Annotated in this window: 21 protein-coding genes; 16 read left to right on the top strand and 5 right to left on the bottom strand. The window is 64.6% G+C overall.

Annotation, left to right across the window (positions count from 1 at the left end):
* Nucleotides 1-75: 75 nt before the first annotated feature.
* From HF684_RS14210 to HF684_RS14200, 3 genes are all read right to left on the bottom strand, one after another.
* Nucleotides 76-963 carry an N-acetylneuraminate synthase family protein gene (locus HF684_RS14210; protein ID WP_169252987.1) on the bottom strand — a complete coding sequence of 296 codons (888 nt, stop codon included), beginning with the start codon at nucleotides 961-963 and terminating at the stop codon, nucleotides 76-78.
* Nucleotides 960-2,393 (bottom strand): acylneuraminate cytidylyltransferase, encoded by a 1,434-nt coding sequence (locus tag HF684_RS14205; protein ID WP_248278956.1) that lies wholly within the window; start codon nucleotides 2,391-2,393, stop codon nucleotides 960-962. Before HF684_RS14205 ends, HF684_RS14210 begins: the two co-directional genes overlap by 4 nt.
* 333 nt (nucleotides 2,394-2,726) lie before the next feature.
* Complete coding sequence (locus HF684_RS14200; RefSeq protein ID WP_248278955.1) at nucleotides 2,727-4,643, bottom strand: phospholipid carrier-dependent glycosyltransferase; 1,917 nt, start codon at nucleotides 4,641-4,643, stop codon at nucleotides 2,727-2,729.
* Between the two features lie 187 nt (nucleotides 4,644-4,830).
* On the opposite strand from HF684_RS14200, the gene HF684_RS14190 reads away from it, so the two are divergent.
* The 11 genes from HF684_RS14190 (at nucleotide 4,831) to HF684_RS14140 (ending at nucleotide 18,480) form a co-directional block, all read left to right on the top strand.
* Nucleotides 4,831-5,580, top strand: coding sequence for a DUF4190 domain-containing protein (locus HF684_RS14190; protein ID WP_248278954.1), 750 nt, complete (start codon nucleotides 4,831-4,833; stop codon nucleotides 5,578-5,580).
* A gap of 292 nt (nucleotides 5,581-5,872) precedes the next feature.
* Nucleotides 5,873-6,352 carry a DUF4190 domain-containing protein gene (locus tag HF684_RS14185; protein ID WP_169252986.1) on the top strand — a complete coding sequence of 160 codons (480 nt, stop codon included), beginning with the start codon at nucleotides 5,873-5,875 and terminating at the stop codon, nucleotides 6,350-6,352.
* Between the two features lie 95 nt (nucleotides 6,353-6,447).
* Nucleotides 6,448-6,879 (top strand): DUF4190 domain-containing protein, encoded by a 432-nt coding sequence (locus HF684_RS14180; RefSeq protein ID WP_169252985.1) that lies wholly within the window; start codon nucleotides 6,448-6,450, stop codon nucleotides 6,877-6,879.
* Nucleotides 6,876-7,979 (top strand): 16S rRNA (cytidine(1402)-2'-O)-methyltransferase, encoded by a 1,104-nt coding sequence (rsmI, locus tag HF684_RS14175; RefSeq protein WP_348981391.1) that lies wholly within the window; start codon nucleotides 6,876-6,878, stop codon nucleotides 7,977-7,979. Before HF684_RS14180 ends, rsmI begins: the two co-directional genes overlap by 4 nt.
* A gap of 418 nt (nucleotides 7,980-8,397) precedes the next feature.
* Nucleotides 8,398-9,480 carry a hypothetical protein gene (locus HF684_RS14170; protein WP_169252984.1) on the top strand — a complete coding sequence of 361 codons (1,083 nt, stop codon included), beginning with the start codon at nucleotides 8,398-8,400 and terminating at the stop codon, nucleotides 9,478-9,480.
* A 459-nt stretch (nucleotides 9,481-9,939) separates the two neighbouring features.
* Nucleotides 9,940-11,655 carry a methionine--tRNA ligase gene (gene metG, locus HF684_RS14165; protein ID WP_169252983.1) on the top strand — a complete coding sequence of 572 codons (1,716 nt, stop codon included), beginning with the start codon at nucleotides 9,940-9,942 and terminating at the stop codon, nucleotides 11,653-11,655.
* The gene (locus tag HF684_RS14160; RefSeq protein WP_169252982.1) at nucleotides 11,655-12,656 is read left to right on the top strand and encodes a TatD family hydrolase; all 1,002 of its coding nucleotides are present in this window, start codon (nucleotides 11,655-11,657) and stop codon (nucleotides 12,654-12,656) included. Before metG ends, HF684_RS14160 begins: the two co-directional genes overlap by 1 nt.
* A 278-nt stretch (nucleotides 12,657-12,934) precedes the next feature.
* Entirely contained in the window at nucleotides 12,935-14,137 is a 1,203-nt protein-coding gene (locus tag HF684_RS14155; protein ID WP_169252981.1) for a resuscitation-promoting factor, read from the top strand.
* Nucleotides 14,138-14,701: 564 nt separating this feature from the next.
* Entirely contained in the window at nucleotides 14,702-14,995 is a 294-nt protein-coding gene (groES, locus tag HF684_RS14150) for a co-chaperone GroES (protein WP_039209993.1), read from the top strand.
* 36 nt (nucleotides 14,996-15,031) lie between these two features.
* Nucleotides 15,032-16,624, top strand: coding sequence for a chaperonin GroEL (groL, locus tag HF684_RS14145; protein WP_169252980.1), 1,593 nt, complete (start codon nucleotides 15,032-15,034; stop codon nucleotides 16,622-16,624).
* A gap of 281 nt (nucleotides 16,625-16,905) precedes the next feature.
* Nucleotides 16,906-18,480 (top strand): polysaccharide pyruvyl transferase family protein, encoded by a 1,575-nt coding sequence (locus HF684_RS14140; protein WP_169252979.1) that lies wholly within the window; start codon nucleotides 16,906-16,908, stop codon nucleotides 18,478-18,480.
* Here HF684_RS14140 and HF684_RS14135 read toward each other — a convergent pair.
* Nucleotides 18,477-18,881 carry an SRPBCC family protein gene (locus tag HF684_RS14135; protein WP_169252978.1) on the bottom strand — a complete coding sequence of 135 codons (405 nt, stop codon included), beginning with the start codon at nucleotides 18,879-18,881 and terminating at the stop codon, nucleotides 18,477-18,479. The genes HF684_RS14140 and HF684_RS14135 overlap by 4 nt on opposite strands.
* 199 nt (nucleotides 18,882-19,080) lie before the next feature.
* On the opposite strand from HF684_RS14135, the gene HF684_RS14130 reads away from it, so the two are divergent.
* Complete coding sequence (locus tag HF684_RS14130; RefSeq protein ID WP_169252977.1) at nucleotides 19,081-19,857, top strand: ABC transporter ATP-binding protein; 777 nt, start codon at nucleotides 19,081-19,083, stop codon at nucleotides 19,855-19,857.
* Entirely contained in the window at nucleotides 19,854-21,275 is a 1,422-nt protein-coding gene (locus HF684_RS14125; protein ID WP_169252976.1) for an FtsX-like permease family protein, read from the top strand. The genes HF684_RS14130 and HF684_RS14125 overlap by 4 nt, the downstream gene beginning before the upstream one ends.
* Nucleotides 21,276-21,311: 36 nt before the next feature.
* Here HF684_RS14125 and HF684_RS14120 read toward each other — a convergent pair whose 3' ends face one another.
* Entirely contained in the window at nucleotides 21,312-22,196 is an 885-nt protein-coding gene (locus HF684_RS14120; RefSeq protein ID WP_169252975.1) for a helix-turn-helix transcriptional regulator, read from the bottom strand.
* Nucleotides 22,197-22,435: 239 nt separating this feature from the next.
* Between HF684_RS14120 and HF684_RS14115 the strand changes: the two genes are divergently transcribed.
* From HF684_RS14115 to HF684_RS14105, 3 genes are all read left to right on the top strand, one after another.
* Nucleotides 22,436-23,374 (top strand): alpha/beta hydrolase, encoded by a 939-nt coding sequence (locus HF684_RS14115; protein ID WP_169252974.1) that lies wholly within the window; start codon nucleotides 22,436-22,438, stop codon nucleotides 23,372-23,374.
* A gap of 89 nt (nucleotides 23,375-23,463) precedes the next feature.
* Nucleotides 23,464-24,378 carry an alpha/beta hydrolase gene (locus HF684_RS14110; protein ID WP_169252973.1) on the top strand — a complete coding sequence of 305 codons (915 nt, stop codon included), beginning with the start codon at nucleotides 23,464-23,466 and terminating at the stop codon, nucleotides 24,376-24,378.
* 140 nt (nucleotides 24,379-24,518) lie between these two features.
* Complete coding sequence (locus tag HF684_RS14105) at nucleotides 24,519-24,899, top strand: DUF2255 family protein (RefSeq protein WP_169252972.1); 381 nt, start codon at nucleotides 24,519-24,521, stop codon at nucleotides 24,897-24,899.
* The last annotated feature ends 56 nt before the right edge of the window (nucleotides 24,900-24,955 follow it).

Below are 24,955 nucleotides of genomic sequence, written 5' to 3'. Positions count from 1 at the left end.
GACCGTCGGTGGGGCGGACAGGGAAGAGCCACCTCGGCGGGGGAAGAACCTCGCCGAGGTGGCTTTGCCGATTGCTCAGGCCGTGACCTTGCGCAGCGAATCGATCTTCGATTCCTCACCCGGCATGACGCGCTTGACCCCGTCGCCGAACGCGGTTTCGAGGACACGGACGCCCTTGACGAGGGAGGCGAACTCGCGCGGTTCCATCGATGCGGACTGGTCGGATCCCCACATCGAGGAGTCCAGCGTGATGTGACGTTCGATGGTCGCAGCACCCAGAGCGGCAGCAGCGAACGAGATCTCGAGGCCGAGCTCGTGTCCGGAGTAGCCGACGGGAACTCCGTAGCGTTCGCGCATGGCCGGGATCGCCGTGAGGTTGACCTCTTCGGGAGGCAGCGGGTAGGTGGAGGTGGCGTGCATGAGCACGAGCTTGTCCCGGTCGAAGACCTCGACGGCCTTGTCCAGAGTCTCCCAGTCGGACATGCCCGAGGAGCACAGGACGGGCTTGCCGGTGGCGGCGATCGCGCGCAGCAGCTCGAAGTCCGTCAGCGAGGCCGAGGCCACCTTGTAGGTCAGGGCGTCGAATTCGGTCTCGAGGAAGTCGACGGAGTCGGTGTCCCACGGCGAGGCGAACCACTGGAGTCCGACTTCCTTGGCATACCGGTCGATCTCGGTGTACTCGTCGATGCCGAACTCGACGCGGTGCTTGTAGTCGATGTAGGTCATCTCGCCCCACGGGGTCGAGCGCATCTTCGACTTCTGGTGTTCGGGCACAGCCACCTCGGGGTTGCGCTTCTGGAACTTCACTGCCTGCGCACCGGCGGTGACGGCGACATCCATGAGCTGCTTGGCGATGTCGACGTCGCCGTTGTGGTTGATGCCGATCTCACCGATCATGTACACGGGCTGGTTCGGGCCGACGAGGTGCTCTCCGATGGCCACGGGAGTGAGTTGATCAGTCATGAAACCTGCTTTCGGTTGGCACGCGAATTCTCCGCGCGGTGGGTGAACTGCGGCTGCTGCCGCAGTGAGGTCAGGGTCGGATTCGGAAGGGGGTCGGCCGCTTCGGCGGGGATGGGAATGAGGTCGCAGACCTCACGCACCGCACCTCGTCCGCCCGGCCGGTCGAGGATGACGCGGGCGGCGGCGAGGACTCGCGGGTGGGCGTCGGCGACGGCGACGGGCCAGCCGACGACGTCGAAGGCCTCGAGGTCGTTGATGTCGTTGCCGACGTAGGCGACGCGAGCCGGGTCGAGGTCGTTGGCGGTGATCCATGCGTCGAGGATGCCGGCCTTGTTGTCGATGCCCTGGGCGACGTCGACGCGCAGCTTCTCCGCCCGGCGGGTGACGACCGGGTTGCGTTCCTTCGACAGGATCATCACGGGCACCCCGGACTTCACGAGGCGGGAGATGCCCATACCGTCGCCGCGGTGGACGCGAACCTGTTCGTTTCCGTCCTCGTCGACATAGGCGCCGTCGTCGGTGTGGACGCCGTCGAAGTCGGTGACGAGGGCGTCGACGTCGATGACCTGGGCGGTCTCCTGAGTCGAGGCGATGGCGCGGACGAGGGTGAGGTCGGACATGTCGTCGATCTCGCGGGCGTGCTCGGGCGGGACCTCCTCGATGCCGATGCGGCCGAAGAAGCGGTGCTCGTGCTCGATGAGGCCGGAGGTGCGCATGACGTAGAACGCGCCGGTTTCGTTGAAGTGCTTGGCACGGTCCTGGCGGCGCGGACGGAAGCTGGATTCGTGTCCGACGGCCACGGCCTGAGTGTCGTCGTCGAGGCGCCACAGGAAGGAGTGGTCTTCGACGGCGGAGAAGACGACATCGGCGTGGTCGTCACGGACCGTGCGCACTGCGTTCTCGATCGAGGCGGAGTCGATGAACGGCGAGGTGCACTGCATGAATACGGTGATGTCGAAGTCCTCGTCGAGGGTCGACAGGGTGTGGATGAGCGCGGATTCGCTGGTGGCGGTGTCGCCGGCGATCCCGGCGGGGCGGTGGGCCACCTCGGCGCCGGCGCGCAGGGCTTCGGCGGCGATTCCGTCGTGGTCGGTCGAGACGATCACGCGATCGATGCTGGGGCTGGCCTGGGCGGCGTTGATGGCGCGGGCGAGCAGCGAGATTCCGGCGACCTTCTGCAGGTTCTTCAGCGGGATGCCCTTGGATCCTCCGCGCGCGGGGATGATCGCGACGGTGCGGTGGGGAGTGGGGGAGGTGCTGCCTGCCGGGGAAGGGCCTGCCGCTGGGGAGGTGTCTGCCGCGGCACTGCCTGCCACTGGGGTGGTGCTTTCTGCCGCCTGGTCCGCGGCCACGGTGGTGCGCGCATCCGGCTTCATTTCTGACTGAAACTCGGCTGCGTTGGGCTCGTAGGTCGTCGAATGGTCATTCACAATGATTCGACGCTAACGACGGGGTGTTACCTCAAGGTGAACACGCCATGTCGCCGAGGCGACCCTCCGATGGCGAACCCGTGACGGTTGCACCGGCAGGCCGCGGGCGGTGGGTGCTGAGTGGGCAGAGCCGGTGGGAGCCTCATCGACTTTTGTGCAGGTGCGCGACAACGTCTCATCGACTTTTGGACGGTTAATCCGGTTCGAACATGAGTATCTGATCAAAAGTCGATGACGCTCGGGACAGAAGTCGATGACGCTCTGTGCGAAGCCGACAGCGGCGTGATTCGACGGAGCCAGTGCGGGGCACAGGTGCACGCTGACGCCGACGGCTCAGCGCCAGGTGATGTTCCACATGCGGTTGTTCCAGGCCGAGAACGGGATGACTTCGCCGGTGTAGATGGGCCAGAAGTAGGCGAATGCGAGGATCGCTGCGACAAGGAAGATGCCGACGCTCAATCGTCTGGCGAACAGTGCCGCCGAGATCCGGGCGAATCGTTGCTTCTTCGAAGGGGCAGCGGCCACCTGTCCACCGCCCGCAGGCACCCGACCCCACACCAGGGTCAGACAGTACGTCACGGCCAACACGACGAACGGCACCATGACGATGGTGTAGAAGGTGAAGATCGTCCGCTCCTGGTAGGCGAACCACGGCAGCCAAGTCGCGGCGAGGCCGGCGAGGATGACGGCCGGGCGGACGTCTCGGCGGATGATCCACACGACGAGGCAGACGAGCACAGCCAACGCGGCCAAGCCCCAGATCACAGGGTTGCCCACCGAAGTGATCGCCGACGAGCACTTCGCGACCGTGCACCCCATATCGCCCTTGTCGTAGGACTCGTAGTAGAACGACGTCGGCCGCCACTGCACGATCCAACCCCACGGGTTCGACATGTACGGATGTTCCGAGTCCAGGCCGACGTGGAACGAGTACGCCGTGTAGTGGTAGTGCGCCAACGACGGCAGCCAGTCCAACCACTTCGGCAGCGCACTCCACCAACCGAAATTCTCCGCAGCCCACTGCCTGTCCCACGCATCGTCCGACCGGATCCACCCGGTCCAGCACGCCACATAGGTCACGAGCGCGATCGGCACGAGCTTGAAGAACGATGGGATGCTGTCGCGGATGAGCATCCCCAGCCACGGATGTACGACCCCGGCCCGAGACCGCGAATGCACGTCCCACAGCACGAGCAGAATCCCGAACACCGCCAGCGCATACAGACCCGACCACTTCACTCCCGTAGCCAGGCCGAGGCTGATCCCCGCCGCGAAGATCCAGGGACGCGCGCCGAGGCGGGGCCCGAAGTTGATCACGTCCCTTGACCTGGTCCGAGGCCGACGTTGGGTGGCTGCGGTGGGCGGGGCCGCCTCGGTGAAGGGGACGGCAGAGATCGACTCGCTGAGTTCGGTCGGGAAGGTTCGGGGAACCTCGGATGGGGAGGATGGGGTGGAGACGGCCGCCTCGGTGGGGGTCGGTGGGGGAGTGGCAGCCGCCTCGGCGAGGGGATCTGGATTCTGCTGTGGGAGGGCCGGTGCGAAGCTGTCGATCTCCGCGGTGCGCTGGGTCCAGGTGGCCAGGCGCTTCGTCACCTGCTCGCGGTCGAGGAGGATGAAGAAGAAGGCGAGGAGGACGAAGGCCATGAGCACGATGTCGAGCAGGCTCGTGCGAGAGTGGACGAAGTGCTCGCCGTCGATGGCGAGCAGGCCGGCGGCGACGCAGGCGAAGAATGCCGAGCGGAAGAGCTTCCACGCGATGACGCCGAGGAGGAAGATCGTCAGGGTGCCGATGATCGCCACGGTGAAGCGCCAGCCGAATGAGTCGTCGGCGCCGAAGAGGTCGATGCCCCACCCGATGAGCCATTTGCCCAGGGGCGGGTGTACGACGTATTCGGGAGTGGGCTCGATGACGCTGGGGTCGCCGGCGTTGAAGGAGTCGTCGGCGTTCTCGGGCCAGGAGCGTTCGTAGCCGAAGTTGAAGACCGAGTAGCCGTCCTTGACGTAGTAGGTCTCGTCGAAGATCAGGCGGTGCGGGAAGTCGAGGCGGAAGAAGCGCAGGGCCGCACCGATTCCGGTGATGACGAGCAGTGCGGGCCACATCCACAGCGGTGCGCGGGTGGCCCACATGCCGGCGTGGAAGGTTTCGCGGCGCATCGCAGCGGCACCGGCACGCACCTTTTCGCGTTTCCTCGCCAGGCGCTCGCGGGCGATGCGCCTGGTGGGGGCCGGGGAGTCTGCGGTGTGTGTCATCGGAGTCCAGTTTAGAGATCTCGGCGGGCGGGGCTCTCATGCGACCCGCAGGAACGCCAGCGGTTGTTGAGGGGGTGAGTCGCCACAGCATGAGGTTCGGCACCTTGAGCAGGATTCTTGGGCATTCGCCGACGTGCATCACTAGAGTAGTGGGAGACAGCCGGAGTCAGAGCGAATGGTGCACAACGTGTCGAATAACCCCAACTACCGCCCGAGCGATCCTCCCCAGGTCGGCTCGCAGCAGTTCAACAACAACTACGGGTCCCAGCCGCAGTACGGGCAGGGGCAGTCGGGCCAGTACGGTTCCGGCGCGGGACAGTACGGATCTGGTGCAGGTCAGTACGGTTCCGAAGCGGGCCAGTATGGGTCCGGTTCAGGACAGTACGGGTCCGATGCGGGTCAGTATTCGCAGGGGCACTACTCGCAGGCACAGCCTTATGGGCAGCAGAACTCCTATGGACAGTCCGGCGCCTACGGTCAGCAGAACGCGTACGGGCAGTCAGGCGCCTACAGCCAGCCGGGCGCCTACAGCCAGCCGGGCGCCTACAGCCAGCCCGGCGCGTACAGTCAGCCGATGACCTACGGTGCGCAGCCGGTCTTCGTCCGGCCCGCACCCAACAAGATGGCCGTGTGGTCGATGTGGATGGGCATCACCGGAATCGGCGGCGGATTCGTCTGCGGTCTGCTGTCGATGATTCCGTTCATCGGCGTCATCTTCAGCATCATCGCGATGCTCCTATGGATCGCACCGGTGCTCGCCGTGATCTTCGGCCACATCGGCCTCAACCAGATCAAGAACACCGGCGAAGACGGCCGTGGGCAGGCGATCGCCGGGCTCATCATCGGCTACGTGACCATCGCCCTCGGGCTCATCATGGCGATCATCATGATCGGCATCCTGGGCATCGGCTTCTTGGGCATGATGAGCAGCTACTGAGCCGCCGGACGTGACCGCGGACGACCGCCGAGGTCATGCGGGCACGGGACCGCCTCGTCTGACTTGGGGCCGTCCACCCGGGACACTCCGTGCACCCTGAGTTCACGCGGGTCCGGGGCGGTCGGGCCGCCTCGGCGAGGGGATTCTGCAACCTGTGGTGCAGGACTGCAACACGATTCGGCCACCGCGCTCGTCGCAGGTGGGTAGCGTTGATCTCAGACATCGGGACATCCGACGATCACGGCCCGAAACAGCCCTGACGATCAACGACAGCCAGCGGAACGGAACGGACATGAACACTCGCGTACTGCCCCTCGGGACCACCTACACCGGGTCGAACGGTTCGGCCCACGCACCCGCAGCGGCCCACGCACCCGTCGCGGTCCGCACGCCCGCACCGGCTCGTGTTTCCGCACCGGTCCATTCGCCGGCCCTGGTCCAGGCGCCGGTGACCTACGGGAACGGGGCACCGGTCGTCGTCTACCAGCAGGTGGCGCCGACGAACTCCTCGTCGATCGTCGCGCTGGTGCTCGGCCTCATCTCGTTCATCTCCTCGTTCTTCTTCCTCGGCATCGTCGGCATCATCTTCGGCCACGTCGCCCGCTCGCAGATCAAATCCCGCGGAGAACGCGGCAACGGGATGGCCGTGGCCGGGCTGTGGCTGAGCTACCTGAGCGTGCTCTTCTGGGTCGGATTCTGGCTGGTCTACTTCGGCGTCATCGCGCTCATGGTCGGCGCAGCGATCGCCGCCGGAGGAGGAACCGTCAGCTGACCGCCCCGCCAACTGTGACTGACCTGTAACCGCCCCGCCTTTTGCCGCCACCGACGACTCTGTACCGTTGAAGGCAACCACAAGGAGACTTCGCCATGAGCAGCCAGAACAACTGGAACAACCCGGACATGTACTACCAGCAGCCCCAGTCGAGCGCCGGCGGCTCATACGGTGCCCAGTCGTACAGTCAGAACAGCGCCTCCGCTGCCAATGCGCAGTACGCCGGCGGACCCGGCTACGTGTACCAGCCGCTTCCGCCGACGAATGTGCTGGCCATCGTCGGCATGTGCGCCTCGATCTTCGGCTTCATCTCGTCCGTCTTCATCGGCGGCATCGCCGGCATCATCATGGGCCACATCGCCCGCAAACAGATCCGCGAACGCGGAGAGCGCGGCGACGGCATGGCGATCGCGGCCCTGTGGGTCGGCTACATCGGCACCGCGCTGTGGGTCCTCTTCTGGGTCTTCATGATCCTCCTCTACGTCGGGTTGTTCGCCGTGCTCTTCGCGGCTGAAGGCGCTTCGTGACCGAGGATTCCACGATTCCCGATCGTGAGTTCTCCTCGAACGAGGAACCCGCCGAGGCCGCCGACCACCGAAACGACGACAACCCCACCGAGGCCGCCGACCACCGAGCCGACGACCTCGCCGAGGCGGCGCCGTCCGATGACATCGACCACACAGACCACGCCGAGGCGGCCCCGCCCGACCAGACCGATCAGACCGACCCCGCCGAGGCGGCCCCGCCCGACCTGACCGATCAGACCGACCCCGCCGGGCTGAGCTCCGGTCCGAACCTCACCGGCGGTCGACTGATCCTGGTCGGGACTCCGATCGGCAACCTCGGTGACGCGAGCCCGCGGATGCGGGAGGCCATCGAAACGGCCGATGTCATCGCCGCCGAGGACACGCGTCGGTTCCTGTCGCTGGCGCAGCGGCTCGATCTCACTCATACGAAACGGGTCATCAGCGTCTTCGACCACAACGAGGGCCACCGCGCCCCCGAACTCGTCGACATCATCACCGCCGGTGAGACCGTTGTTCTGCTCTCCGACGCGGGAATGCCCGCCGTCTCCGACCCCGGCTACCGCGTGGTCAGGGCCTGCGCCGAGGCGGGACTTCCGATCACGTCGACGCCGGGCCCGTCCGCGGTGCTCATGGCGCTCGCGGTCTCGGGACTGCCGAGCGATCGGTTCAGCTTCGAAGGGTTCCTGCCGCGCAAGTCCGGGCAGCGCAAGACCCTGCTGACCGAACTCAAGGCGGAGAAGCGGACGATGGTGTTCTTCGAAAGCCCGCACCGGATCGCCGATGCGATGGACGACTTCGCCGAGATCATCGGCATCGACCGGCCCATGGCCATCAGCCGCGAACTGACGAAGACCTACGAGGAGACTCTGCGCGGAACCGTCGGTTCCCTGCGTGATCAGGCCGCCGGGGGACTGCGCGGGGAACTGACCCTTGTGCTCGCCGGTGCCACCGCGGTCGAAACGGCTCCGGAGGACCACCTCGGCGAGGTCAGCGCGCTGGTCGACTCCGGAGTGCGCGCCAAAGATGCGGCTGGGCAGGTGGCGAAGAAGTTCGGCCTGTCCAAGCGCGACGTCTACGAGGCCTGGCTCCACCGCGAGTGAAGAACTTTGCGCGGGGCGGGACTGTTCGGGCGGAGGTGCTGCTGAGCGCCTGTGGCAGATGATCCCCCGGGATGCCGTCCACGGGTCACTGGATGCCTGAGTAGTGTTCTGCATGCTTACCGCAGAAGGATGCACTCGCACGCTCCACCTTGTTGAGAAGTTCGGTACACCCTGCTCTGAATTGCACATGGAGAAACCTGGGCACTTTGGAAACACCTGTATCGAAAACGGCGTCAGGCTTGCGCAAATGCTGAGAGATTGTCGCGGTGAGTCGTTATCGGTATCGGTTAGATCCTCACCTGTTTGGGGTAGGAAGGGTCGACGACTTCGACGTAATTTCCTGTGGACGGTGCGAATCTATCCACAGGCAGTGATTCAACCTAGTGACTAGACCGCGGTGAAGCCGCACGATCAGCAGATGACACTTGAATATCTGGACAGGTACAACGTCGTCGACTACAGAACCCTCAGAGCAGTCGGGATGACCCATGCAGCCATCTCCAGTGCTGTGAACTGTTGCCTGCTGAAGTTGTCACGTGGAACCTATTCGATCGTCCGTGCCTGTACTGAGAGCAAACACCGGTCGGTGGCGAAATTGATCAATGATGAAGACTGGGTCGAGTATTTTCGTACGACGACAGCGGCCGGCCGGGCAGCTGACTACCGGTTCGAGGAACACATGGCGCGTCTGAAAATCGTGCATTATCGCCACTTCCGGGCTGCAGACGCTGTCAGCGGAGCCTCGGCCGCGATTCTTCACGAGCCGCCGTTGTACGAAGCCGAGTTGGATCGGATAACTGTGTCGAATCCCTCCGCGGCTTCACGCAGCCCTGAGATCATCAGGCGGCGGCGACAGTTCAGCTCCGAGGACGTGTGCACGATCCACGGGGTCAGGGCCTTCACATCGGTCCGCTCCGGACTGGACATGATTACAGAGAGTGGACCGGCCGACGGCATGGCCGCGTTGGAAGGCGGATTGCGCACGCAGGTTGAGAAAGAATCCGGCGATTCACAGATCGGCAAGAACAATCCGCGGCGCATGCATAAGATCGGCAGAGAGATCGTGGCTCGTGATTTTGTTCCAGCAGCGATGCGACTTCGCCAGGGGAGGGAGTGCGCCCTGCGAATACTGACGATCATCAGTCCGCTGTCGGAGAACTACGCAGAGAGCCGGACATCCTTCGCGCTTCACCAGACGGGTCTGCACGACTTCACTCAGCAGTGGAACGTCGGACGCGACGGTGACCTTCTTGCGAGACTCGATTTCCTGCATCGGCCGACCAACACTGTGCTCGCATTCGACGGAGGTCAGAAATACGCCGACTTCGGTGGCGAGCGAATCAAGCATGAAGGTCGCCAGCAGAACGAGTTGTTGAACATGGGCTTCCGAATCGTGCATTTGGAGTTCGGCGACGTCATGAACTTGAAGCGGTTTGAGACGAAGCTGTTCGCACAGTCCCCGCAGCTCTTGGATTATCGAGGCAAACCGACTCTGAAGTAGTGCAGATGCCGGCAACTCCAGAAGGCTTTGCACTGTGGTCAATGGGAAAACGAGTGGATCCGCTCCTGGCACGAACAGTGTGGAAGACAAGAGCTGCGGAAAGCACTCGTGTCTTTGAATTGCACAGGTTGTTCAGTGGGCAGTTCTAAGAAACCTGTACCTAACCGACGGCGGAGGTGGGTTCATGCCATCTGGAGGCCGAACTCAGTTCAAGGCCGCAGACGGTCATTCCGCCGCGGATACGGGCAGCGCTGGAAAGCGCCCACGCGCCCTACGGCGCATCCACTCCGAGCCCTCCACACACTTTCCCGCACCTGCCATCCGCCTGCGCCGTGTTCCCGCAACGTCAAGCCTCCACCCGTTGACGGTGCCACACCCACCCGCACCGCGCACCCACCCGCTCACCGCCAGCGGACCCATGCGCGCCCGTCGCACCGCGTCCCTTAGACTGAGTTCCCTATGGGTTACTACTTGACGACAGCGATTGCCTACCCCAATGGGGCCATTCACATCGGGCATGCCTATGAGTACATTGCGGCCGACACGATCGCCCGGTTCAAGCGACTGGACAATCATGATGTGTTCTTCTGCACCGGCACGGACGAGCACGGACTGAAGATGCTGCAGGCGGCGAACAAGCTCGGCATCACCCCCAAGGAACTCGCTGACGACAACGCGAAGAACTTCCGCGACACCCAGCTCGCCCTCGGCTCGACCTTCGACCGGTTCATCCGCACCACCGACGACGACCACTACACCGCGTCGCAGGCCATCTGGCGCAAGCTCGAAGAGGCCGGCGACATCTACCTCGACACGTACTCCGGCTGGTACTCCGTGCGCGACGAGGCCTTCTACACCGACGACGAGACCGAGGTCGTCGACGGTGTCCGCCTGTCCAAGGAAACCCGCACCGAGGTGACCTGGACCGAAGAGGAGTCCTACTTCTTCCGCCTCTCGAAGTACCAGGACAAGCTGCTCGAGCTGTACAAGAACCACCCCGAGTTCATCGGTCCCGACTCCCGCCGCAACGAGATCGCCTCCTTCGTCTCCTCCGGGCTCAAGGACCTCTCCGTCTCCCGCACCACCTTCGACTGGGGCGTGCCCGTGCCCGGCAACGACAAGCACGTGATGTACGTGTGGATCGACGCCCTGACGAACTACATCACCGCCGCCGGCTTCCCGGACGACGACGAGAAGTTCGCGAAGTGGTGGCCCGCCGACGTCCACATCATCGGCAAGGACATCATCCGCTTCCACTCGGTCTACTGGCCCGCGTTCCTCATGAGCGCCGGCATCGAGCTGCCCAAGCGCGTCCACGCTCACGGCTTCCTCTTCAACTCCGGAGAGAAGATGTCGAAGTCCGTCGGCAACGTCGTCGACCCGCTCGACCTTGTCGACGCCTTCGGCCTGGACACCCTGCGCTTCTTCCTCTTCCGCGAGTTCTCCTACGGCCACGACGGCTCGTACACGAAGGACTCGATCATCACCCGCAAGAACTCCGACCTCGCCAACGAATACGGCAACCTCGCCCAGCGTTCGCTGTCGATGATCCAGAAGAACTGCGATGCCCAGGTGCCGCAGCCAGGCGTTCTCAGTGAGGCGGACGAGAAGCTCCTCGCCCTCGCCCGCGCCGTACCGGAGACCGCCCGACGCCACGTCGACACCCAGGCTCTCCACCTCTACGTCGAGGCCTGCTGGAAGGTGCTGTCCGAGGCCAACCGCTACTTCTCCGCGCAGGAGCCGTGGAAGCTGAAGAAGACCGACCCCGATCGCATGGCCACCGTGCTGTGGGTGACGATCGAGGTCGTACGCATCATCTCCATCCTCATCCAGCCGGTCATGCCCGATTCCGCGGGCAAGATCCTCGACCTCCTCGGTGTGCCCGCCGGCAGCGGTGAGGCCGGTGCGAAGGTCCTGCCGACCGCCGTCGATTCCGGATCCGGCGCCGAGGCGATGGGTGCCGTGTCCGCGGGTGCGGGCATCGGTGTCGCCGCCGGTGCCGCCTACGCTTCGGCCGCCCTGGCGCCGAACGTCGCCGAGGCCGCTGCCGATGGCATCGCCGCCGCCGAGGCGGATCCCCGGTCGTTCGCGGCCGTCGAGTTCCCGCTCGAGCCGGGCACGCCCCTGCCGAAACCCGAACCGGTGTTCCCGAAGTTCGTGGAGGAGACCGAATAATGGCCTCGCGCGCCGCCGGAACCTATCCACCGGTGCCCGAACCGCTCGCTCACCCCATCGTCGACACCCACACCCACCTCGACATCTGCACGGGTGTTCGGCTGCCGTTGGGCGCCGGCGAACCGGAACCCGAGGTGACCCCGGAGACGGACGAAGAGTTCCCGACGCTGGATTTCTTCCATGACACCGCCGCCGAGGCAGGTGTCCGTCGCATCGTCCAGATCGGCTGCGACCTGCCGGCAGCCCGGTGGACGACGGCGCTCGTGGCATCCCAATATTCAGGCACCCCCGCCGAGGCGGCCACGCAGGTGGGATCCCTCGCCGAGGCGGCCGACCCCCGCACCGTGCCCACTCCTCCTGCCGAGGGGCGGACGTGGATGATCGGCGGAGCCGCACTGCACCCGAACGAGGCACCGCGGCTGGCCGAACGCGGCCTGCTCGACGACGCTCTCACCGAGATCGAATCGCTCGTGAGCTCGCATGAGCGCATGCGTGTGGTGGGGGAGACCGGTCTCGACTACTTCCGCACAGCAGAGGAGGGCGTCGCCGAACAGCAGCGCTCCTTCCGTGCCCATATCGAGATCGCCAAGCGCACGGGACGTGCACTGCAGATCCACGACCGGGAGGCACACGCCGATGTGCTGCGCATCCTCAAGGAGGAAGGCGCCCCCGAGGTCACGATCTTCCACTGCTACTCCGGAGACGAGGCAATGGCCCGCGAGTGTGCCGCGGAAGGCTACTACATGTCGTTCGCCGGCAACCTCACGTTCAAGAACGCCGACGAACTGCGGCGGGCCGCGGCGGCGGTTCCACTGGAGCTGCTGCTGACGGAGACCGACGCACCGTTCCTCACCCCGCATCCTCACCGCGGGAAGCCTGGAGGTCCCTACCTCACGGCGATCACGGCGCGGAAACTCGCCGAGGTGCGTGGAATGAGCGAAGAGGATCTGTGTGCTGCCGTGTGGACCAACGCGGAGCGGGCCCTCGGCAGCTGGGACTGAGAACTCCAGCCGATCGATGAGACAGCCGACCGTTGGCGCGTGTCGCACAGCGACCGTCGGGCTGGCCCGAGCCTCAGGCTCAGTGAGCGAGGTAACGAATCGGTGCGCCGCCTCGGCGAGGAAATATCACGATCGGGAATGCCCCTAAAACATGGGGAACTCCAGGTCAGACACGCCCTCAGGAAACTCACACCGTTACATTTCCGTGATATTTTGCGAACCGTGTAACGAATCGGTTACAGTGAACGGGTCGATAAACTCTGCTCAGGGATATTTTTGTGATTGATTTTCTGAAGAACCGCAAGGTTCAGATCGCTGCACAGGCGGTCGTGATCACCGGACTCGTCGGTGGCACGGGCGCGGTTGTGACCATGAACAAGCCTGTGACCTTGGAGGTCAACGGACAGGCCGAAGAGATCCGAACCTTCGGCGGAACGGTCGGGGACATCCTCGACAGCCACGAAATCGATGTCGATAAGCGCGACCAGGTCAAGCCCGGTGTGGGCACCAAGGTCGACCGTGACATGACGATCACCGTCAACACGGCGAAGAAGGTGGCGCTGTCCGTCGATGGCGAGGAAACGAACGAATGGACCAACGCGAACACCGTGGGTCAGGCTCTGGCCGACCTCGGCGTCGACGCGAAGGGCGCCGATCTCAACGCGAAGGCCAGCCAGCGTCTGAAGGACGAGGGCAATGACATCGAGGTGACCACGTCGAAGGACCTCACCGTCGTCGCCGATGGCAAGGACCACAAGGTCTCGGCCGCTGTGGGCACCGCGAAGGAGGCGCTCAAGGACACGGGCGTCAAGCTCGACAAGGACGACTTCCTGTCCGTGCCGATGTCCGCCGAGGTCTCCGACGGCCAGGTGCTCACCGTCAACCGCGTGAAGAACGACACCGTTAAGGACAAGCAGACCATCAAGGCCAAGGTCGAGACCAAGAAGTCCGACTCCCTCTACGAGGGTGAGACCAAGGTCGAGACCGAAGGCAAGGACGGCGAAAAGCAGGTCACCTACAAGGTCAAGACGATCAACGGCGAAGAGGTCAAGAAGGAGAAGAAGGACGAGAAGGTCCTCTCCGAACCCAAGACCAAGGTCGTCATCCAGGGCACCAAGAAGAAGGAAGAACCGGCGGACACCGGCGGCTCCGACTCGGGTGATTCCGGCGATTCCGGTTCGAGTGACTCCGGTGACTCGAGCACCGGCGGCGGCTCCGGCGGCGGTTCCATGTCCACCGCTGAGATCAAGGCGATGCTCGGCGGACCCGGTTCCAAGTGGTACTCGGTCGTCGAGTGCGAGTCGAACTTCAACCCGCGTGCATCGAACGGCACCCACTTCGGTCTCTTCCAGTTCCTGCCCTCGACCTGGGCGGCCATGGGCGGCAGCGGCAACCCGTCGGATGCCAGCCCGCAGGAACAGTTCCAGCGCGCCAAGAAGCTCCAGGCTCAGGAAGGCTGGGGGCAGTGGGCCTGCGCCTGATCTGAGATCAGAGCCGGTTTGCCGACTGGGCGCCTGAAGACAATGAACTCTGGCCGCCATTGACAACAGATATCGACAACTGAGCTGAGGCGGTCAGCAAGGAGCGTGGGCCCCGAGGAGAGATCCTCGGGGCCTATGCTTTTTTGGCACAGCTTCCGACAGCCTGCAGCCCTCGGGTATGGAGACCCGGGACCAGCGAGGACCGGCTGGCAACGGCGAGTTCCGGACGATTCGTGCGGGAAATGCGGCTCGAATCCCGCATGGATCGTCCGGAACTCGGTACGAGAAGCTGGCGTACGCCCGGAACTCGGCGGCTGAAGCGCCCGGCTATGACCCTCCCGAACCCACCCAATCTGAACTTTCGCCCAGAGCATGACGAATTGCTGGCACTCAAGTTGACCGAGTGCTAAGAGCGTTCTAGAGTCAGAATTAGCACTAGCACTCATTGAGTGCCAGTTTCATGAGACGGTCGAATCGCTCGGCACCCGCGACGACGAGAGGTTCATGGCAACAGCCGCCGTCTGACTCGATGAAATAGAACCCAGCGAAGGGAGAGGGCCCGATATGTCGGTCTCCATCAAGCCACTCGAAGATCGGATTGTCATCCGTCAGGTCGAAGCAGAACAGACTACCGCCAGTGGTCTGGTCATTCCCGAAACCGCCAAGGAAAAGCCTCAGGAAGGCGAAGTTGTCGCAGTGGGCCCGGGCCGCGTTGCTGACAACGGCAACCGCGTGCCGGTCGACGTCGCCGTCGGCGACAAGGTCATCTACTCCAAGTACGGAGGCACCGAAGTCAAGTACGCAGGCGAAGAGTTCCTCGTACTCTCGGCTCGCGACGTGCTCGCCGTCATCGGCTGAATCCCCTGAACAACAACTTCACTGACAGGAGGACGAATGCCTAAATCATTGGAATTCAACGACGAAGCCCGTCGTGCACTCGAAAAGGGTGTCAACACCCTGGCCGACACCGTCAAGGTGACACTGGGACCCAAGGGCCGCAACGTCGTGCTCGACAAGAAGTGGGGCGCTCCCACGATCACGAACGATGGTGTGACCATCGCCCGTGAGGTCGAGGTCGACGATCCGTACGAGAACCTCGGCGCACAGCTGGCCAAGGAAGTCGCCACCAAGACCAACGACATCGCAGGCGACGGAACCACCACTGCGACCGTTCTCGCTCAGGCCTTCGTCAACGAAGGACTGCGCAACGTTGCCGCAGGTGCCGCACCCGGACAGCTCAAGCGCGGCATCGAGACCGCCGTCGAGGCCGTCTCGCAGCAGCTGGGCACGATCGCCCGCGACGTCGCCGACTCCTCGGAGATCGCACACGTTGCCGGTCTGTCGGCTCAGTCGCCTGAGATCGGCAAGCTCATCGCCGATGCCTTCGACAAGGTCGGCAAGGACGGCGTCATCACGATCGACGAGTCGCAGGCCGCGTCCGTCGAGCTCGAGATCACCGAAGGAATGCAGTTCGACAAGGGCTTCCTGTCGCCGCACTTCGTGACCGATGCCGATCGTCAGGAGGCTGTGCTCTCCGACGCTCTCATCCTCATCAACCAGGGCAAGATCTCCAACATCCAGGAGCTCCTGCCCGTCCTCGAGAAGGTGCAGCAGGCCGGCAAGCCGCTGTTCATCATCGCCGAGGACATCGAGGGTGAAGCTCTGTCGACCCTGGTCGTCAACAAGCTGCGCGGAATCATCAACGTCGCCGCCGTCAAGGCTCCCGGCTTCGGTGACCGCCGCAAGGCCATCCTCGAGGACCTCGCCGTCCTCACCGGTGGCCAGGTCGTCACCCCGGACATGGGCATGAAGCTCGACCAGGTCACCCTGGAAGAGCTCGGCAACGCCCGCACCATCACCGTCACCAAGGACAACACCACCATCATCGATGGTGCCGGTGCCGACGATGCTGTTGCCGGTCGTGTCGCTCAGATCCGCGCCGAGGTCGAGAACACCGATTCCGACTGGGACCGCGAGAAGCTGCAGGAGCGCTTGGCCAAGCTCTCCGGCGGAGTCGCCGTCATCAAGGTCGGCGCCGCCACCGAGGTGGAGCTCAAGGAGCGCAAGCACCGCGTCGAAGACGCCGTGTCCGCTACTCGTGCCGCCATCGAAGAGGGCGTCGTCGCCGGCGGTGGATCGGCTCTGATCCACGCTGCGAAGGTCCTCGACGGCAACGACCTCGGTCTGACCGGTGACGCACTCACCGGTGCCGAGATCGTCAAGCGCGGAGTCGTCCAGCCGCTGCGCTGGATCGCTGCCAACGCGGGCCAGGACGGCTACGTCGTCGTCGCCAAGGTCCAGGACCTCGAGTCCGGCCAGGGCTACAACGCCGCCATCGATGAATACGGCGACCTCATCGGCGCCGGAATCATCGACCCCGTCAAGGTCACCCGTTCGGCACTGCGCAACGCCGCTTCGATCGCCGCCCTGGTTCTCACCACTGAGACCCTGGTCGTCGAGAAGAAGGACGAAGAGGACGAGGACTGAGCCACCCGCTCGGACGTCAGTCTTCTCTGACCACGACAGTGGCCCGGAACATCACGTTCCGGGCCACTGTCGCATTCACTGTCGCATTCACCCTCACCGAGGCGGCCCGTCCTATGAGATCGCCCGTGCCGTTCCGAGGTCGCCGACTTCGCCGGTTCGGCCTGTCGTCCCCGCCTCTGTTCACTCGACTGTCGCGCCTCATTCACTTTCCCGAGGTCTCTCGCAGCTATGGTGTCGCGGAGGCTCCCGATCCGGGACCTCTCCGCAGATCCAAGGGAGATATGAAGCGCATTACGATGATCGGCGATGTCGGGTGGAGCCGGTTCTACCACCTCGGCGATGAGGCGATGACGGAGCTGGCCATCGATGAGCTTCGTGCCCGAGCGGATATCGCCATCACGCTTGTCGCCGGTGAACCCCAGCACGCGAGCGAAATGTACGGCGTCGACGCTGTCAGACGCATCGGGTTCAGGCGCGACCGACGTCCCAATACCTCTCGGCTGAAGACGATCCTCGACTACGTCGCCGGAGATCGGAATGCGCTGAAGGCAGATGACCCGGCGATCGATGTCATTGAGGCAGTCCGGGACTCTGATGCCGTCATCATTGCGGGCGGCGGCAACCTCAACTCGATGTTCGCCCATCACATCTACGAGCGGGCGACCCTGGCGAAGATCGCCCGTGCCCTCGGCAAACCGTATGCGTTGACCAGCCAGACGCTCGGCCCGCTCATCTACGACGAGGATCGGGACATCGTCCACGATCTCCTCGCCGAGGCGGAGTTCGTCGGAACTCGTGAAAGCTACACGACCCAGCTCGCCGCCGACCTCGGGCGAGGTTCCGCGACCGTGCGCCGTCAGGTCGACGACGCGTTCTCATTGACAGCGCGCGACGAGGACCGGTCTGCCGTATCGGATCTGACAGAGCGTCCATTCATCCTGGCGAGCTTCGCCGAGAAGGCCTCAACCCCGATGCTCAGCGATGACGATTACCACGGGCGGCTGGCGGAACTCACTCGTCGACTCGCCGAGGATACCGGTCTGCGGGTGCTGCTTGTGCCGCACGGAGGGGCGCTGCCCCCGGCACCGGAGACGAGAGACCAGCTCACTGATATGAAGATCGCTCAGGCCAGCGGGCATGCCGAGGTCGTTCCCACGCGGATGCTCACAGCACGAGAGCTCATCGCTCTGACGGAACAGGCTCAACTGGTCGTTGGGACCCGATACCACGCGGCGATCTTCGCCGGAGCTGCGGGCATTCCCTTCATCTCGTTGGCTCCCAATCTCTATTCGTCCATCCGCATGCGCGGAGCCGCGGAGAACGTCGGAATGGAGGACTACGTGCTGCCGCTCGATTCGGTCGACGACATCGTGTCGACAGCTGTCGGCGCGGTGGGAAACCGAGACGAGCTCAGGGGCCGATTGAGTTCGCAGTCGCAGAAGCGCCGTGCCGAGCATCGGAAGTGGTGGGACTTCGTCGTCGCGAAGACGCTGGGCGACACCCCCGGAGCGGCGGAGACCGAAGCGCCCGGCTTCTTCCACGCCGAAGCGATCGACAACCCATTCGTCGACAACATCGGCGTAGTCCGCGAACGTCTCAACGCCGTCCAGAACTACGGGCTGGTGATGGCGCTCAAGGACCGGAAGGCGGCACGGGCGAACGAAGAGGTGCAGGCGGTGAAGTCGCAGCTGCAGCGCGTACGCACCGAACGCGACGAGGCCCGCCGACGTAATGAGCGCCGCGAGGCAGAGCCTGTCGTGCGCGCTGCACGACGAGTCGAGAGCGCTAGCCGACAGTCTGCAGACTTCGCCCGCCGCACCTATCGGAAGCTGCGCTCCTCACGTCGGCGCGCCTAGTCGCGGTTCGCTTCGAAAATGGCGCGAAGGCGAGCGAGATCGGCGCGGACCATGTCGGCGTCGCGGTCGAACTCGGCATCATCGACACCCGGCAGTCGATAGAGGGTGAAGACCACCTCGGCGCCGGTGCCGTTGGCGAGCACCCGGACGGGATTGTGCACGATCGTGCCGTCGGGGAAGATCACATCGTGATCGAGGATGCCCAGCTCCGTGTGCGGGCCGAAGCGGACCTCGACCTCGCCCATCGGAGAGTCCGTGATCCAGCGGCCGGCCGCCTCGCGGATTCCATTGCTCAGTCCTGCGGCCCAGGCCGGAAGGTTCGCGGGATCGCCGGCGAAGGCGGCCACCTCGGTGGGGGAGGCGTCGATCGACGTCGAGAGGTGAAGCGCGGTATAAGTCATGTCCCCAGTGGAGCACATCGCGCGCCGCGGGAACAGAGAGTGCCCACTCGAACGTGCTGCACAAGCAGGCGGTGAGGAGCTCTCACTGTTTCAAGCCGTACAGCCGCCTCACACCTACTGGCCAGTCGCTTTTCATGTTTCTTAAGCCTGATCCTCGTTAGTCTGGAAATGACAGCTTGCACCGACGCATGAGGAATCTATGACCACCGGCCCAACGATGCCCATCGCCCGACTTCGCGACGTTTCGAAGGTCTTCGATCCGAAAGGGGCCGCGGTCACGGCCCTCAGTGGAGTCAGTCTCGACATCGCACCGGCCGAACTGACCGCGGTGATGGGGCCCTCGGGATCTGGGAAGTCAACACTCATGCACGTCCTCGCCGGACTCGACCGGCCCACGTCCGGCGAGGTCCACCTCGGCGAGCAGGAGATCACGACGCTTGGCGACGACGATCTCACGGCTCTGCGCCGGCGCCGGATCGGGTTCGTCTTCCAGGCCTTCAATCTCGTGCCCACCCTCACCGTCAAGGAGAACATCCGACTGCCCTTCGAACTCGACGATCGTCGCCCGAACGCTGACGAACGCGCCTGGATCTCCACGGTCGTCCACCGCCTGGGGTTGGAGGACCGGCTCAAGCATCGACCCAACGAGATCTCCGGCGGCCAACAGCAGCGCACCGCCATCGCCCGGGCACTTGCGACCCGCCCCGATATCCTCTTCGCCGATGAACCGACCGGCAACCTCGATGCGAAATCCGGTCGCGAGGTCATGGCGATCATGGTCGAGGCCGTCCGCGACTTCGGCCAGTCGATCGTGCTCGTCACCCACGACCCGATCGTCGCCGCCCATGCCGACCGCGTCATCTTCATCGCCGACGGCACCCCGGTGACCGAACTGAACGACGCCATCACCGCCGAGGCGATCGCCTCGACCATGCTCGACATCGACGAACGCGCCGACACTGCGGTGAGCCGATGAACCCGCTGCGCGAAATCCGGACCAACCCGCGGCAGTTCTTCCCCAGCGTCCTCGTCGTCTTCATCGCCGCCCTCTTCGGCACCGCGATCATGCAGGGCATCGCGATCCTGACCGCGTGGCTGTCGTCCGAGAAGATCATCGCCGAATCCGAGACCGCGCAGAACCTGCTGACGATGGTCGGCTTCACCTTCTTCCTCATCGCCCTCTTCGTCTCCGCGATCGTCATCGCGAACACGTTCTCGATCATCATCGCCGGTCGCAGCCGCCAGCTGGCTCTGCTGCGCCTCATCGGGGCGTCGTCGAAACGGCTGCGCAGGGCCGCCTCGGCGGAGGGACTGATCATCTCCGTCCCCGCCGCGGTGCTCGCCTTCGCGGCGTCGACCGGGCTGGCGAAAGCGGCCCAGAATTATCTGGGCAACGCCATCACCGAGGAGGTCGCCCTCCTCACCCCGACCATGGCCGTTCCCGCCCTCGCCACCATCATCGTGACCTGGCTGTCGGCGTACCTGGGGGCGCGCCGCATCACGGGGATCTCACCGATCGAGGCGACCTCGCAGGCGGTGGAGGTCCGGCCGGAGGATGCCCGCGCCTCATTAGGGGGACTCACGGCCTCGCTGATTCTGCTGTCGATGGGTCTGACGTTCCTCGTCAACGCCGTGATCGGGGCTGCCGACCATCGGATCAGCCTGATCAGCGTGGTGCTCACCGCATTGGGGTCGAGCCTGACCTTCCTCGGCGTCATCATCGGCCATCCGTGGATCCTGCCGCCCCTGCAGGCGGCGATCGGCTGGCTGTGCGGGCGCACCGCGGTGTCCCGGTTGGCGGCCTCGACGATCGCCCGTCATCCCACCCGGAATGCCCGTACGGTCATCGGGCTCGTCATCGGCATCACGCTCATCGTCATGTTCGCCACCGCCATGACCACCTTCCGCGATCAGCTGCTGCGGTACGCGCGGTCGCTCGGCGAGGAAGGGTGGGGCGGCCTCGAGGACGCGCTGGCCACCGTCATCGACAAGTCGATGCTGTTCGCGCTGGCCCTCATCCTCTTCTCCGTGATCATCGCCGTCATCGGCGTCGCGAACACGCTCATGCTCTCCGTGCGTCAGCGCACTCAGGAGATCGGGCTGCTCATGGCGCTCGGCCAGACCCCGAAGCGCGTGCGGCGGATGATCACCGCCGAAGGCCTGCAGCTGAGCCTGACCGCCTGCCTGGTCGCCGTGCCGTTGGGCATCGGGTTCGGGTGGGTCGGCGCACTGACCCTGCTCTCACCTCTGCTCGGCCTCTTCGCTCCGAGCGTGCCCTGGACGGTCGTCATCGCCGTCATCGTCGGCACCCTCATCGCCGTGTTCGTCGCCAGCCGCGAACCCGCCCGCGCAGCCACATCGATCAGTCCCGTCGAGGCGCTCGAAGCCGTGTGAGGTGCGGGGGCTGGAGGTGCGGCCGACCGCTTCCGGCTACTGCTGCGCTGTCACTTTCTCCGTCGCCGCCCAGGTCGCCAGCAGCCGCAGCTTCTCCGAGGTCGGCGAATCAGGCTCGGCGACATAGGTCGACAGTGCGATGGACGGGGAGGAGGCAAGAGCGAGCTCTTCGAATCCGAGATCGAGTTCGCCGACCTCGTGATGGTGAAGCGTCTTGGCGCCGGTGCGGTGAATGCCGACATCGTGGGCGGCCCAGCGTGCGCTGAAGTCCGTGCTTCTCGTGGACAGCTCGCCGATGAGCTGGGTCAGCTGCCTGTTGTGCGGAGTCTTGCCGGCCTGGGCTCGCAGCATGCGCACGCAGGTGCCGGCCGCCTCGTCGATGTTGCCGAAGAAGGTGTCGGCTGCGGGATCGAGGAAGACGAATGCGGCCATGTTCGGCGGGGCGGAGTCCGACCTCTTCGTGGGGCTGGCAAAGACGACGTCGAAGAGAGCCCGGCCGAGAGTATTCGCCGCGACGATATCGAGCTGTTGGTTCAGCGCGACCACCGGTGACTCACTCATCGAATCGATGAGCAGCTGAACCTGCCGCGGTACGGACACCGCAGACCTCGGGTGCCGACGCGCCCGCGCGGGCCGACGGGACGTGCGAGCCAGGTCGTAGAGGTAGGCGGTCTCGTCCTCACCCAGCTGCAGCGTCCGCGCGAGGGCGTCGAGGATCTCGTCGGAGACGCCGCTCAAGTCGCCCTTCTCGATCCGCGTGTAATAGTCCACGGACACACCGGACAGCATCGCGACCTCTTCTCGGCGCAGACCGGGGACGCGTCGCACACCGCTGCCGGTGGGCAGTCCGACCATGTCCGGGGTGATCTTCGCCCGGCGTGTGGTGAGGAAGTCCCGCACTCTCTCGTCTTTCGCGCTCATATCACCATGCTAAGGACCGTCATCGACGGGAGCCAGGTTCTCCGAGAACCTCCGAACGGGAGGCTCCCGTTCGAACGGGAGGCGCCCGATCGAAGAAGGGCTGCGCACGATCGGCGAAGGGGGTTCTGACAGAACCTACCGCGAACAGGCAGACCGAAGAAGTATGGGTGGTGTCGAAGAGAGCGGGGACCGATCCGATCTCTCGACGAACACGACCACGACCGAGCTTGGAGGAACCGATGACTGAAGGTACGGAGCGCGTGAGCTTTCGTTCTCCGGGAATGGCCTGGGACCTGGCAGGCGTCATTCACCGCCCAAAGGGATTCGACCCGGACGGGTCGTATCCGGCGATCGTCAGCGTGCATCCCATCGGCAGCTGCAAGGAGCAGACAGCCGGGACTGTGTACGCAAAGGCTCTGGCCGAGGCCGGGTATGTGGTGCTGGCCTTCGACGCCAGCTACCAGGGCGAGAGCGGCGGGCAGCCGCGACTCGTCGAGGATCCCGCGCAGCGAGTCGAAGACATCAAGGTGGCGATCGACCACCTTGTCACACTTCCCTACGTCGATGCCGACCGGATCGGCGGAATCGGTGTGTGCGGCGGTGGCGGGTATGTCATCAGCGCAACCATGACCGATCGCCGCATCAAAGCCGTCACCTCCATCACCGGAGTGAACTTCGGCCGGCTCAGCCGTGAGGCCTTCAGCCAGTACGACCCGATCGCTGCTTTGGAGCAGATGGCTGCGCAGCGCACCGCCGAGGCCCGCGGCGAGACGACCCGTGTCGATGACTACCTGCCCGAATCCGTCGAGGCGGGAAAGCAGGCAGGCATCGACGACATCGACATGCTCGAGGCCACCGATTACTACAAGACTGATCGCGGGCAGTCACCGGGCGGGGCCACAAGCGCAGCGTTCTCGCGGCGTTCGGCGGCGGTCGGCTGGGACGCGTTCTTCGATGCCGAACAGCTGCTCACCCAGCCGCTGCTCGTCGTCATCGGCGACAAGCCCGGCGGGTTCGGTGCCTACCGTGATGGGCAGGAGATCTACGGTCGTGCGGCGTCGACGGACAAACAGCTGCTCGTGCTGCCGGACACGTCCCATTACGACCTCTACGACCAGCCGGAACCCACAGGCAAGGCCATCGAGGCCGCAACTGAGTTCTTCGGCACCCACCTGTAAGCGCACGATCACACCCGAGTGCTCACTGTTCGCAGAGCCGAGCGGTAACAACAACCGAGCCCCGCAAGCAACCGACCAAGGAGAGAACCATGAGCGAGAACATCGACATCACAACCCGCAACGGCTACGGCACCACACTGTCGGCCGTGATCAACTTCCCGCCGGAATTCGACGCCTCGAAGCAGTACCCGGCGATCGTCGTCTCCCATCCGGGCGGCGGCGTCAAGGAGCAGACCGCCGGGCTCTACGCGGGCAAATTAGCGGAGTTCGGCTTCGTCACCGTCGCCTACGATGCGTCCTTCCAGGGCGCGAGCACCGGTGAGCCGCGCCAGCTGGAGAACCCGCACATCCGCACCGAGGATGTGTCCGCCGTGGTCGACTACCTGACAGGACTCGATTACGTCGACAACGAGCGGATCGGCGGAATGGGCATCTGCGCCGGTGCCGGCTACACCGCGAACGCCGCGATCAACGACCCGCGCATCAAAGCAGTGGGCACGGTCAGCCTGGTCAACATCGGTCAGATGTTCCGCAACGGGTGGACCAACGACGTCGCCGATGCCGACGCCTTCCCGCTGCTGAAGATGGGGTCGGATGCGCGCACCACCGACGCCGCCGGCCAAGACAACCCGTTCCCGCTGGCCCCGATGAAGGAGGAAGACGCTCCGAACGAGGAGCTGCGTCAGGCGTGGGAGTACTACCACACTCCTCGCTGTGAGCACCCGAACGCTCCGGGCTTCATGACCGCACGGAGCCTCTCGCAGATCATCACCTACGATGCGTTCCACAAATCTGAGGCCTTCCTCACCCAGCCGCTGCTGGTCATCGCGGGCAGCGAGGCCGGCTCGAAGTGGATGAGCGACGACCTCTACGAGCGCGCAGCGAGTGCTGACAAGGCCTTCCACGTCGTCGAGGGCGCGAATCATATGGAGCTCTACGACGGAGAGAAGGAAGTCGCCGAGGCTGTGAGCAAGCTCGGACCCTTCTTCACCGACAAGCTCTGAGCAAGCTCTGAGACCGAAGGATTCCGAACCTGGGCCCTCTGAACTCTGAGGACCACGACCCCGAATCAAAGAATAGCCGCTGTCCCGCGCCACAGGTGCGGAGGCAGCGGACCTCCACAAACGAAAGGTTGGCCGAGACAATGGCTGCATGGACCGAAGACGAACTCAACCGCATCAACGCAGAGACCTATTTCACCGTCGGGGCAACCCTCCCGGACGGCACAACACCGAAGAACGTCGACATCTGGTCGGTACCCGTGGGAGAGCGGATCTTCATCCGCTCCTTCAACGGCACACAGGGCAAATGGTACGGCCCTGCCCTGGAGACCGGTCGCGGTCGGATCTCCGCCGGAGGCGTCGAGAAGGACGTCCGGTTCGTGCCTGTCGACTCCGAGGACGAGGAGACGAACCAGGCCGTCGACGATTCGTTCCTGAAGAAATATGCCGACAGCAAGTACTCGGTGACGATGTCGACCGAGCCGGTGCGTCGCAATACCCTCGAAGTCGTCCCCGTAGACTGACAAGCCCCGTCAACGGACAGTGTCCCGGAGGCTCAGACTCAAGCCTTCGGGACTCT

It is taken from the genome of Brevibacterium sp. 'Marine', assembly GCF_012844365.1.
Taxonomy (GTDB): domain Bacteria; phylum Actinomycetota; class Actinomycetes; order Actinomycetales; family Brevibacteriaceae; genus Brevibacterium.
This window is presented reverse-complemented; position numbering and strand designations above follow the sequence as displayed.